Below are 12,810 nucleotides of genomic sequence, written 5' to 3'. Positions count from 1 at the left end.
ATCAGTTCATCTTGCCGTCTTGACTTGATGTTGTGCCCATCTAGAATGAATGAACGTTCATTCAATCGAAAGTCACACTGATGATTCTGGATAAAAAAGAGAGCATCTTCAACGCGGCCCATGAGGTGCTGGGTGAACGGGGTTTTCATGGTCTGTCGATTGCAGAAGTCGCCAAGAAGGCCAATGTTGCCACCGGCACCATCTATCGCTACTTCGGTGACAAGGATGATCTGATCCGGCAACTGCATCAGCACACTATCTTGCAGTGTGTCCCCATGGTCATGGCAGATGTAGCGATCGATAAAGTTTCATTTCAACAATTCCGCCAACTATGGCTCAATATTCACGCCATTTTTGTTAATGAACCCAACGCAATAAAGTGCAAATTACAGTACGAGAGCTCTCCGCTAGGGGCAGAATTGGAGACCAATCCTGTCATTCTGGCCGCTTGGGAGCCTCTGGACCGATTCTTTGAACAGGGCGTTGAACAAGGATTGTTTATTGATTTACCGATACGGGCACTCCAGGTGTTGAGTCTGGACAGTGTCATGCATCTGGCCCTGCAGTGCAGGGTTCACAACATCACGCTGACCGAATCGCAGTTGGAAACCGCGATCCGGGCCAGCTGGAATGCCATTTTATCCCCCAATCTTTCCACCTCAGGAGCCTGTTCATGAAAAAGTGGATGGCCATTATGTTGCTGATAGCGATCGCCTTGTTTGGCAGCGTCATCGGCTTCAATTTGTTCAAACAGAAGATGATTGCCCAATATATGGCCAACCGGCCGGAGCCCGAGTTCCCTGTCACCGCCATGGTGACCAAGGCGCAGGATTGGGTACCGACCATCGAAGCGATCGGCTTCATCGAGCCGAATCAGGGGGTGACCCTCTCCACCGAACTGGCAGGCACCATTGATGCCATCACCTTCGAGTCAGGCAAACCGGTCAAGGCAGACCAGCTGCTGTTGAGCCTGGACTCTACCGTGGAGCGGGCCAATCTGCGCGCCTCCCAGGCCAAGCTGCCGGCGGCAAAAGCCAAGTTCGATCGTTTCCAGAACCTCTACAAGACCAGCTCCATCTCCAAAGAGCAGCTGGATGAAGCCGAAGCGGCCTATCGCTCGCTGGAGGCGGATATCGAGAGTCTGAAGGCGACCATTGCCCGTCGTGAAGTGCGTGCGCCCTTTAGCGGCGTGGTCGGCCTGCGCAATGTGTTCCTCGGTCAGTATCTGCAACCGGGCACCGATATCGTGCGCCTGGAGGATACCAGCGTGATGCGCCTGCGCTTCACCGTGCCCCAGACCGATATCTCCAAAATCAAGCTGGGCCAGACCATCAAGATCAATGTGGATGCCTATCCGCAAACCCAGTTTGATGGTCATATCACCGCTATCGAGCCTGCGGTCAACTTTCAGAGCGGCCTGATCCAGGTACAGGCAGACATTCCGAACAACGACGGTCAGCTCCGTTCCGGTATGTTCGCCCGCGCCAGCATCATTCTGCCGACGGTGAAAGATCAGATCGTGATCCCGCAGAGCGCTATCTCCTTCACCCTTTACGGTCAGAACGTCTACGTGCTCAAAGAGGGCGAAGAGACCGACAAAGAGGGTAACAAGGTGAAAGTGCTGCGAGCCAAGCAGGTTGTGGTCAAGGCCGGTGAGCGCCGTGGCAACGATGTGCATGTGCTCTCCGGCATCCAGGCCGGTGACCAGATCGTACTGTCGGGTCAGGTTCGCCTGAGCAACGACACCAAGGTGCATGTGGTCGAGAACGATGCCCTGGCCGTTCCGGCACAAACCCCGATGCTGTAAGCGCGGAGATCTGCGATGCGATTTACTGACATATTTATAAAACGGCCTGTGCTGGCGATCTCGCTCAGCTTCCTGATCGCCTTGCTGGGCTTTCAGGCCATCTTCAAGATGCAGGTACGGGAATACCCCGAGGTGACCAACACGGTGATCACCGTCAGCACTGGCTACTATGGCGCCAGTTCTGATCTGATCCAGGGGTTCATCACCCAGCCGCTGGAACAGGCGGTCGCGCAAGCCGACAACATCGACTTCATGACCTCCTCCAGCCAGCTGGGTAGCTCCACCATCACTGCATACATGAAGCTCAATACCGACCCCAACGCCGCGCTGTCCGACATACTGGCGAAGGTGAACTCGGTGCGCTCTCAGTTGCCGAAAGAGGCGGAAGACCCCTCGGTCACCTCCTCCACCGGTTCAACCACGGCGGTGCTCTACCTCGGCTTTACCAGCCCGGAGCTCAACTCCAGCCAGATCACCGACTATCTGGAGCGGGTTATCAAGCCGCAGCTCTTTACTGTCGGCGGGGTCTCCAAGGTTGACCTCTACGGCGGTGTCGAGTTTGCCCTGCGGGTATGGCTGGATCCGGCCAAGATGGCGGCCTTCAACCTGACTGCCAGCGACGTGATGACGGTGCTCAACAGCAACAACTATCAGTCCGCGACAGGTCAGGCGACCGGTTACTTCACCCTGTTCAATGGCAATGCCGAGACCCAGGTCAAGGATGTCGACGAGCTGAAGCGACTGGTGGTGGCTACCCGCGACGGCAAGGTGATCCGTCTGGCGGACATCGCCAAGGTAACCCTCGAGAAGAGTCACGATGTCTATCGTGCCAGCGCCAATGGTCGCGAAGCCGTGGTCATGGCGGTCAACGCCGCCCCGACAGCCAACCCCATCAACATCGCCCGCGATGTGCTGGCACTGCTGCCGAGCCTTGAGCGCAATATGCCGAGCACCATGCGTCTCAACGTGATGTATGACTCCACCGTGGCGATCAACGAGTCCATCCACGAGGTTATCAAGACCATCCTGGAGGCAGCCGCCATCGTTCTGGTGGTCATCACCCTGTTCCTCGGTTCGTTCCGCGCGGTCATCATCCCGATCATCACCATTCCGCTCAGTCTTATCGGCGTAGTGATGATGATGGATATGTTCGGCTTCTCGATAAACCTGATGACCCTGCTGGCGATGGTGCTGGCGATCGGTCTGGTAGTGGATGACGCCATCGTGGTGCTGGAGAACGTCGACCGCCATATCAAGGAGGGGGAAGAACCGTTCCGGGCCGCCATTATCGGTACCCGCGAGATCGCGGTACCGGTTATCGCCATGACGGTTACCCTGGCGGCGGTATACGCGCCTATCGCCCTGATGGGGGGTATCACCGGCTCCCTGTTCAAGGAGTTTGCCCTGACGCTGGCCGGTGCAGTGTTCGTCTCGGGCATCATCGCCCTGACTCTGTCACCGATGATGTGTTCCAAGATGCTCAAGGCCAACGAGCAGCCAGGCAAGTTCGAGAGCACAGTCCATCACCTGCTGGAGCGGATGACCGATCGCTACGACAGCATGCTGCACGCCGTGATGAAAAAGCGCCCCGTCATCGTGGTGTTCGCCGTCATCGTCTTCGCCAGCCTGCCGCTGCTGTTCAAGTTCATCCCGAGCGAACTGGCACCGTCAGAGGACAAGGGGGTAATGGCCGTGCTGGGTACCGCACCGTCCAACGCCAACCTAGACTACATCGAAAACACCATGGCGGATGTGAACAAGATCCTGGACGAGCAGCCCGAGATCGCCTTCTCCCAGGTCTTCTCAGGGGTGTTCAACGCCAACCAGGCGTTCGGTATCGCCTCCATGGTGCCCTGGAGCCAACGTGAAGCGAGCCAGAAAGAGGTGCTGGACCGGGTCGCCAATCTGGTGAAAGACATCCCGGGTATGGCCATCACCACCTTCCAGTTCCCGGAACTGCCGGGTGCATCGAGTGGTCTGCCGATCCAGTTCGTCATCACCACCCCGAACAGCTTCGAAAGCCTGTTCCTGGTGGCCGGTGAAATTCTGGCAGCGGCGCAGAGTAACGGTCAGTTCGTCTATTCGGATCTCGATCTGAACTACGACTCCGCCACCATGAAGATCCGCATCGACAAGGACAAGGCGGGTGCCTACGGCATCACCATGCAGGATATCGGTATCACCATGGGCACCATGATGGCGGACGGTTACGTCAACCGTATCGACCTGGATGGCCGCTCCTACGAGGTGATCCCGCAGGTCGAGCGCAAATACCGTCTCAATCCGGAGTCCATCAAGGGCTACTACGTGCGGGCCGCAGATGGCAAGTCGATCCCGCTCGGCAGCCTGATCACCATTGAAGTGGTTGGCGAGCCCCGCGCCCTGCCCCACTTCAACCAGCTGAACTCCGCCACTATCGGTGCCGTTCCGGCTCCGGGTGTGGCCATGGGTGATGCGATCAACTGGTTCCAGACCACCGCCGACGAGAAGCTGCCGCAAGGCTATCGTTACGACTTCATGGGTGAAGCCCGTCAGTTCGTCACCGAAGGCAATGCGCTCTATGCCACCTTCGCGCTGGCACTTGCCATCATCTTCCTGGTGCTGGCAATCCAGTTCGAGTCGGTGCGTGACCCGCTGGTCATCATGGTCTCTGTACCGCTCGCCATCAGCGGGGCCTTGATTGCCTTGGCTTGGGGACTGGCGACCATGAACATCTACTCCCAGGTGGGCCTCATCACCCTGGTGGGTCTGATTACCAAGCACGGCATCCTGATCTGTGAAGTAGCGAAGGAAGAGCAGCTGCTGCGCGGCATGAACCGGATGGAAGCCGTGATGCAAGCCGCCAAGGTGCGTCTGCGTCCGATCCTGATGACCACCGCCGCCATGATTGCCGGTCTGATCCCGCTGCTCTACGCCGCAGGCGCCGGTGCAGCACAACGGTTCAGCATCGGTATCGTCATCGTGGCAGGCCTTGCCATCGGTACCCTGTTCACCCTGTTCGTACTGCCGGTGATCTACACCTATCTGGCTTCCGAGCACAAACCCTTGCCGGTATTCGATGAAACCATTCCGCCCAAGGCAAACGGCGGACACTGATCATCAATCACTTGCCAAGGCCCCGATACGGGGCCTTTTTTATGGTTCGCAGGAAAGACGACATAAGTGCATGAAGCAGTTAAACTAAAAAACACAACATCCAGACCGCAAGGACGCCATGTCAGGACTCATCTCCAAGACCGCCGAGGCCGTAGGCCGCAACGGACTCTCATACCGCCTGCTCTCCTATATTCTGGTGTGTAGTACCGTATTGGCGATGATCATTACGGTGCTGCAACTCGCCTGGGATTACCGCAAGGATGTCGCCGTCATCGAAGACAGCATCGGCCAGATCGAAGCCTCCTTTTTGCAACCTATTGCCGCCAGCTTGTGGAACCTCGATGAGGAGCAGGTCAAGGTGCAGATCGAAGGGATCATGAACCTGCCCAACATGCAGTTTGTGATGGTCAAGGAGATGCTCGGCAACTCCGAAGTGCCACTGTTGACCCAGGGAGTGGAACGGGAAAGCTATGACATCTCCCAGGAGTTCAATCTCACCTATCAGGGGGAAATTGTCGGCAAGCTGTTTGTCGCCGCGTCGCTGGAGCAGATTTACCAGCGTCTGATTGAGAAGTCAGTGCTGATCATGGTCAGCCAGACCATCAAGACCCTGGTGGTCTCATTTTGTATCCTGATCATCATTTACTATCTGGTGGTCAGACACATCAACCGCATCGCCAACTACGCCCAGAAGTTCAACCTCGATCGGCTCGACATGGAGCTGGTGCTGGAGGGGCGTCCGCAACCACGCAAGAAACCCGACGAACTGGATACCCTGGTCTCCACCCTCAACCAGATGCGCACCCGGCTACGTGACGAGCTGGTCGCTCGTCATCAGGCGGTGGAACAACTGCAACAGGAGCGGGATTTCTCCGCCACCCTGATCAACTCGGCCAACATGGTCATCTGCTGTATGGAGCCGGATCTCACCATCGCCAGCATCAATCCAGCAGCCATACTGCTGACCGGTTATCACCAACAGGAGCTGCTCCAGCACAACTGGCTGGATCTCTTCGTCAGCCCGACCCAGCGGGAAGAGCTGAACAATATCCTGAACGAAGAGGGGTCACTGGCAGACAAAGAGGTCATCATGCATGACCAGCAGGCCCACGAGCTGGTGCTGCAGTGGACCTTCGTACCCTTCTATGAAGGGCCGAACCTCAAGTACCAGATCGGGTTCGGCTACGACATCACCCAACTGAAAAAGGTCGAGCGGGAGATTATCCAGCTCAATGAGCAGCTGGAAGGAAAAGTGGTGGAACGTACCCGCAGCCTGAGTGAAGCCAACAACCAGCTGGGCAAGGCGTACGACGACCTGAAACAGGCCCAGCAAACCCTGGTGGAGTCGGAGAAGATGGCCTCCCTCGGCTCGCTGGTGGCCGGGGTGGCACATGAGATCAATACCCCAATCGGCATCAGTGTGACCGCCTCCTCCTACCTGCAGGAACGGGTTGCCGATTTCAAATCTCATATAGAGTCAAAACAGCTGTCGCGTTCCTATCTCAACGAGTTCACCGTCAACCTCGACGAGTCGATGCAGCTGCTGCAGAGCAACCTGCGCCGCGCCTCTGAGCTGATTGCCAGCTTCAAGCAGGTAGCTGTCGACCAGTCATCGGAAGCACGCTACAACTTCAGCCTCGCCGACAACCTCCATCAGGTGGTGGTCTCGCTTGGCCACAAACTGAAGAAGAGCCAGTGCGAAGTGGATATCCAGTGCGATCCCAAGCTGTCAATCTTCTCCTTCCCGGGCAGCTTTACCCAGATCTACTCGAACCTGATCCTCAACTCCATCAACCACGGGTTCGACAGCTGGGACAAACCGAAGAAGATCACCATCAAGGTGGAACAGCAGGGAGAGGAGCTGTTTATCGACTATTCGGACAACGGCCGCGGCATCCCGCCCGAAATCTTGCCGCGCATCTTCGATCCCTTCGTCACCTCCAAGCGGGGTCAGGGTGGCAGCGGTCTGGGCACCCACATCATCTACAACCTGGTGGTGCAACTGCTGAAAGGCCGTATCAGCTGTGCCAGCGAACCGGGCCAGGGCGCCCAGTTCCATATTCGCCTGCCGATCCAACATAACTGAGCGCTGGCTCTTGTGAGCCAGCCGCTTTATCCCCATCATGCTGTGATTGCATTCTTAATGAGCGGAGAACCTCGCAATGGCACAGCATTTTGACTATATCGCCATCGGCGGCGGCAGCGGCGGTATTGCGTCTGCCAACCGGGCTGCCATGTACGGTAAGAAAGTTGCCCTGATTGAAGCCAAAGAGTTGGGTGGAACCTGCGTCAACGTAGGCTGCGTACCGAAGAAGGCCATGTGGTATGCCGGCCAGATCGCCGATGCCCTGAAATATGGCGCCGACTACGGCTTTGACACCACCCTCAACCATTTCAACTGGGCCAAGCTGGTCGAGTCCCGCCAGGCCTACATCGGCCGCATTCACCAGTCCTATCAGAACGTGCTGGGCAAGAACCAGATCACCGTCATCAAGGGCTTCGCCCGCTTCGTCAGCAGCAACACCATCGAGGTCAATGGCGAGCACTACACGGCCGATCACATCCTGATCGCCACCGGTGGCCGCCCGGAAATTCCGGCGATCCCGGGTGCCGAGCTGGGTATCGACTCCGACGGTTTCTTTGACCTGCAAAGCCAACCCAAGCGGGTTGCCGTGGTGGGTGCTGGCTATATCGCGGTCGAGATCGCAGGGGTGATGCAGGCGCTCGGCTCAGAGACCCATCTGGTGGTGCGCAAGCACGCGCCGCTGCGCAACTTCGACCCCATGATCCACGAGACATTGGTCGAAATCATGGCGCAGGAAGGGCCCAAGCTGCACACCCACGCCATTCCCAAAGCCGTGCTCAAGAACGCTGACAACAGCCTGACCCTGCAACTGGAAGATGGTCGCCACCTCACCGTCGACTGCCTGATCTGGGCCATCGGCCGCGTGCCAGCTACCAACAACCTCAATCTGACTGCCGCAGGCATCGCGCTGGACGAGAAGGGCTTTATCCCGACCGACAAGTTCCAGAACACCTCCGTCGCCAACGTCTATGCTGTCGGTGACAACACCGGTCGCATCCAGCTCACCCCGGTGGCCGTCGCTGCGGGCCGTCGTCTCTCCGAGCGGCTGTTCAACAACAAGCCGAACGAGCACCTCAACTACGATCTGGTGCCGACCGTGGTGTTCAGCCACCCGCCCATCGGCACCATAGGCATGACCGAACCTGAAGCCATCGCCGAATACGGCGAGGACCAGGTGAAGGTCTACCGCAGCCAGTTCACCGCCATGTACTCGGCACTGACCCAGCATCGCCAGCCCACCCGGATGAAGCTGGTCTGTGTCGGCCCGGAAGAGAAGGTGGTCGGTTTGCACGGTATCGGCTTTGCGATGGACGAGATCCTGCAAGGCTTCGGCGTCGCCATGAAGATGGGGGCCACCAAGGCTGATTTCGACAACTGCGTGGCTATCCATCCGACCAGTGCAGAAGAGTTCGTGACAATGCGATAGGTACGTTTGAAGTTGGCCTGTCATTATCAGGCCAACTTCAACAACTGCGTTCCCACGCCTCACCCCACCAGCGCGGAAGAGTTCGTCACTATGCGCTAAGGGCTGATGAAGTTGGCCTGTCACGAGCAGCCGGCTTCTACAGCCATGTAATCCCTTCATCCAAACCCGGCTCAGGCCGGGTTTTTTGAGCCCTCCTCGCTATTTCTCTCGCAGATCCGTCGTTCTTTACGCCGATTTTACGCCTGCCACATGGCGCTTTATGGCGCCTTTACGCCTCTTTTACATACCCTTTTCAGCGTCAATGACACCAACAGAGTCGATATGGTCTTACATCGGCTCTCGCAGCTAATTATCTCAATGGAGTCGATATGAATTGGCTATATCTGCTGCTGGTCCTCGCCTTGATGGCCTATCTGATGCGCGCACTCACGCGCACTCACGAGTGAGGGACTACCTATATGCAGCAAGAATTTATCTACCCGGTGGCCAGCAAACTGCCGAGCCTCGTGAGCAATCCAATGCGTGCCCTGACGCACCGTGACCACGAGTGAGGAACTAGAACATGTGGCAAGAAATAATCTATCCGGTGGCCTTCGTGCTGCTGGTTCTGCTACCAGCACCGCTGCTGGGCAACTACATCTACCGGGTATTTGAAGGCAAAATCCACTGGCTGGCGCCGGTCGAGCGCGCCACGCTGGCTTGCTGTGGCACCGATGGGCGGGAGCAGGACTGGAAGTCCTACGCCCTCAGCCTGCTGGCCTTCAACGGCGCCGGTTTCGGTCTGCTGTTCCTGATCCTGATGGCGCAGGGGTTGCTGCCCCTCAACCCGCAACAACTGCCGGGTCTGAGCTGGCAACTGGCCTTCAACACCGCGGTCAGCTTTATGACCAACACCAACTGGCAAGCCTATTCCGGTGAGGCCAGCCTCTCCTACTTCAGCCAGATGGTGGGCCTGACCACCCAGAACTTCGTCTCCGCAGGGACGGGCGCCGCTGTCGCCATTGCCCTGTTCCGTGGCATCGCCCGCCAGCAGACCATCAACCTTGGCAACTTCTGGCAGGATCTGGTGCGTTTCTGCCTCTATGTGCTGCTGCCCATCGCGCTGATCATGGCGCTGGTGCTGGTATGGCAAGGGGTGCCGCAAAGCCTGTCAGCCTATCTGCCGTTCCACGGTGTGGAAGGTCAGGAGCAGCTGCTGCCCCTCGGCCCGGCGGCCTCGCAGATCGCCATCAAGCAGCTGGGCTCCAACGGCGGTGGCTTCTTCGGCATCAACTCGGCACATCCGTTCGAGAACCCGACAGCCCTCTCCAACTGGCTGGAGATGGTCGCCCTGCTCACCATCGCTGCCGCCATGGTCTTTACTCTGGGCCGCTATGTGAAGGACATGGCCCACAGCCGCGCCATTCTCGGTGCCATGACCCTCATGCTGGTGCTGGGGCTCTTCGTCTCCCTCTCCCAGGAGCTGAAACCAGATCCCGCCCTCGCCCAACTCACCACTGACGCCAGCAACATGACTGGCAACTGGGAAGGCAAGGAGAGCCGCTTCGGCCCTGTGCTCTCCAGCATCTGGGAAGTGGCGACCACTGCCGCCTCCAACGGTGCCGTCAACGCCATGCACGACAGCTTTACTCCGCTCGGCGGCATGGTGGGCATGATCAACATGCTGCTGGGTGAGGTCATCTTCGGCGGGGTCGGCTCCGGTATCTACGGCATGATGCTGTTCGTGCTGCTGACCGTATTCCTGTGCGGCCTGATGGTGGGACGCACCCCGACCTATCTGGGCAAACGGCTCGGCATCACCGAGATGAAGTGGGTGGTCGCCAGCATGCTGGTGATGCCGGTGGGGGTTTTGGTGATCGGTGGTGTCACCCTGTTGATGCCAGATGCCAGCACCATCATCGGCCATGATGGCCCGCACGGTCTGTCACGCCTCATCTATGCCTACGCCTCAGCTGCCGGCAACAACGGCTCCGCCTTCGCCGGTTTTGCCGCCGGTGACAACTGGCAGTGCATCGCCATCGGTCTGGCCATGCTGCTCGGTCGCTTCGGCTACATCATTCCGGTACTGGCCATAGCCGGTCAGCTGGCCCGCGCGCCCCGTCAGGAGACGAGCGAAGGGGACTTCCCCATCAGCGGCCCGCTGTTCGTTACCCTGCTGATCATCACCGTCCTGCTGATAGGTGGTCTCTCCTTCCTGCCGGTGCTGGCACTGGGCCCGGTGGCCGAACATCTGAGCCTGATCGGAGGAGCACTCTGATGAACCTGACCCTGTCGATCACCATCCGGATGCCAATGGCCAACTATCTGATGCTGGGAGCTTTCCAATGAGCAAGTCCACTGCAATGAGCACCGACACCATGTTGGTGAAGGGCAAAAAACAGAAATCACAGATCATCCAGGCAATGGTTGAGGCCCTCTATCGCTTCAATCCCAAGGCGCTGTTTGGCAGCCCCATCCTGTTCACCCTCTGGCTGGCTGCCGTGATGGCCACCGTGGAATCGCTGTTGGGGCAGCCCTTCTCGGGGGTTGCTCCCTCGCTGGCCTGGCAGTTGACCGCCTGGCTCTGGCTGACCCTCTGGTTTGCCAACTTCGCAGAAACTCTGGCCGAGGGACGCGGCAAGGCCCGTGCCGATAGCCTGAAAGCGGGCATGAGCCAGCTCAAGGCCCGTCGGGTGATCAATGCCAAAGATGGTCAGGGCGAGTGGGTGCCCGCCACCAGCCTGATGAAGGGGGATCTGGTGCTGGTACGCAGCGGCGAGATGATCCCGGCCGACGGCGAAGTTGTCGCTGGCATCGCCTCGGTCAACGAGGCGGCCATCACCGGCGAATCAGCCCCCGTCATCCGCGAGTCGGGTACCGATCGCAGCGGCGTGACCGGCAACACAACCGTGGTCTCCGACGAGATCTGGGTGCGCGTCAGCAACAATCCGGGCGAAAGTACGCTGGATCGGATGATCGCACTGGTGGAAGGGGCCAAGCGCCAGAAGACCCCCAACGAGATGGCGCTCGACGCCCTGCTGGTGGGTCTGACCCTGATCTTCCTGCTGGTGGTCGCCACCCTGCCCTGGTTCCTCGACTACAACGGCACCCAGGTCCCGCGTCTCTACCTGATCGCCCTCTTCATCACCCTGATCCCGACCACCATCGGTGGCCTGCTCTCCGCCATCGGCATTGCCGGTATGGATCGACTGGTGAAGCTGAACGTCATCGCCAAGTCTGGCCGTGCCGTGGAAGCGGCTGGTGACGTGCGCACCCTGCTGCTGGACAAGACAGGCACCATCACCTTCGGCAACCGGATGGCTGACGAACTGATCCCGGCACCGGGCGTCGACCCCGCCCTGCTGGCACAAGCCGCCATGCTGGCCTCGCTGGGTGACAATACCCCGGAGGGCAAATCCATCCTGACTCTGGCCAGCAAGAGCATGGCCAAGCCGATCCAGCTGGAGAGCGACAAGGTGATCCCCTTCAGCGCCGAGACCCGGCTGAGCGGACTGGATCGCAACGGTCATCAATATCGCAAGGGTGCGGTGGATGCCGTGTTGAACTACCTCAGCCTCGACCGCAAGGCGGTGCCTGAGCTGGTGATCAAGTCAGTCGACAGCATCGCCCGTCAGGGTGGCACCCCGCTGCTGGTATGCACTCAGGAGAAACTGCTGGGGGTGGTCTACCTCAAGGACATCATCAAGCCCGGTATCAAGGCTCGCTTCCAGATCCTGCGCCACATGGGGATCCGCACCGTGATGATCACCGGTGACAACCCGAAAACCGCCGCCGCCATCGCCGCCGAAGCCGGGGTGGATGACTTCATCGCCGAAGCGACGCCGGAGAAGAAGCTCGCCTATATCCGGCAGGAGCAGGCCGATGGTCGTCTGGTTGCCATGTGCGGCGACGGTGCCAACGATGCACCGGCACTGGCACAGGCTGATGTGGGTCTGGCCATGAACGAGGGTACCCAGGCAGCCAAGGAGGCGGGCAATCTGGTGGATCTCGACTCCAACCCCACCAAGCTGCTGGACGTGGTGCTGGTCGGCAAACAGCTGCTGGTGACCCGTGGCGCCCTGACCACCTTCTCCATCGCCAACGACGTGGCCAAGTACTTCGCCATCCTGCCAGCCCTGTTCATCGCCGCCTACCCGCAACTGGGGGCGTTGAACCTGATGCAGCTGGGCAGCCCGCAGAGCGCCATCCTGTCGGCCATCATCTTCAACGCCCTGATCATTGTGGCGCTGGTGCCGCTGGCACTGCGTGGTGTCGACCTGAAAGGCTCGGCCGCCAGCCTGCTGCGCCGCAACCTGCTGATCTACGGTGTCGGTGGCCTGCTGGTGCCTTTTATCGGCATCAAGCTGATCGATCTGGTCATTACCGGCCTGGGTCTGGTGTAACGACATAACCGGG

The 12,810-nt window shown here is 59.0% G+C and carries 7 protein-coding genes; all 7 read left to right on the top strand.

Going from position 1 to position 12,810, the window contains the following annotated elements; translation table 11 throughout:
- Positions 1–80: 80 nt before the first annotated feature.
- Positions 81–677: a TetR/AcrR family transcriptional regulator gene (locus G5380_RS15135; RefSeq protein WP_266135174.1), complete on the top strand. Its 597-nt coding sequence runs from the start codon at positions 81–83 to the stop codon at positions 675–677.
- Positions 674–1,807: an efflux RND transporter periplasmic adaptor subunit gene (locus G5380_RS15130; protein ID WP_005339268.1), complete on the top strand. Its 1,134-nt coding sequence runs from the start codon at positions 674–676 to the stop codon at positions 1,805–1,807. The genes G5380_RS15135 and G5380_RS15130 overlap by 4 nt, the downstream gene beginning before the upstream one ends.
- Before the next feature lie 15 nt (positions 1,808–1,822).
- Complete coding sequence (locus G5380_RS15125) at positions 1,823–4,903, top strand: multidrug efflux RND transporter permease subunit (protein WP_216952542.1); 3,081 nt, start codon at positions 1,823–1,825, stop codon at positions 4,901–4,903.
- A 118-nt stretch (positions 4,904–5,021) separates the two neighbouring features.
- On the top strand, positions 5,022–6,989 hold the full coding sequence (locus G5380_RS15120) for an ATP-binding protein (RefSeq protein WP_421172830.1): 1,968 nt from the start codon (positions 5,022–5,024) through the stop codon (positions 6,987–6,989).
- Between the two features lie 76 nt (positions 6,990–7,065).
- The gene (gorA, locus tag G5380_RS15115) at positions 7,066–8,415 is read left to right on the top strand and encodes a glutathione-disulfide reductase (protein WP_421352868.1); all 1,350 of its coding nucleotides are present in this window, start codon (positions 7,066–7,068) and stop codon (positions 8,413–8,415) included.
- A 562-nt stretch (positions 8,416–8,977) separates the two neighbouring features.
- Positions 8,978–10,672, top strand: coding sequence for a potassium-transporting ATPase subunit KdpA (gene kdpA / locus G5380_RS15110; RefSeq protein ID WP_323925208.1), 1,695 nt, complete (start codon positions 8,978–8,980; stop codon positions 10,670–10,672).
- Between the two features lie 67 nt (positions 10,673–10,739).
- Positions 10,740–12,797 (top strand): potassium-transporting ATPase subunit KdpB, encoded by a 2,058-nt coding sequence (kdpB, locus tag G5380_RS15105; RefSeq protein ID WP_421249739.1) that lies wholly within the window; start codon positions 10,740–10,742, stop codon positions 12,795–12,797.
- Positions 12,798–12,810: the final 13 nt, after the last annotated feature.

Origin of the sequence: Aeromonas sp. 604443, from assembly GCF_049170315.1 — a bacterium.
Lineage (GTDB): Bacteria > Pseudomonadota > Gammaproteobacteria > Enterobacterales > Aeromonadaceae > Aeromonas > Aeromonas veronii_A.
Note: the sequence above shows the minus strand (reverse complement) of the source record. Positions and strands in the feature narration are given on the sequence as shown.

Coding starts and splice junctions, on each gene's coding strand:
- G5380_RS15135 (WP_266135174.1), top strand. CDS start 81: ATGATTCTGGATAAAAAAGAGAGCATCTTCAACGCGGCCCATGAGGTG.
- G5380_RS15120 (WP_421172830.1), top strand. CDS start 5,022: ATGTCAGGACTCATCTCCAAGACCGCCGAGGCCGTAGGCCGCAACGGA.
- gorA (WP_421352868.1), top strand. CDS start 7,066: ATGGCACAGCATTTTGACTATATCGCCATCGGCGGCGGCAGCGGCGGT.
- kdpA (WP_323925208.1), top strand. CDS start 8,978: ATGTGGCAAGAAATAATCTATCCGGTGGCCTTCGTGCTGCTGGTTCTG.
- kdpB (WP_421249739.1), top strand. CDS start 10,740: ATGAGCAAGTCCACTGCAATGAGCACCGACACCATGTTGGTGAAGGGC.
- G5380_RS15130 (WP_005339268.1), top strand. CDS start 674: ATGAAAAAGTGGATGGCCATTATGTTGCTGATAGCGATCGCCTTGTTT.
- G5380_RS15125 (WP_216952542.1), top strand. CDS start 1,823: ATGCGATTTACTGACATATTTATAAAACGGCCTGTGCTGGCGATCTCG.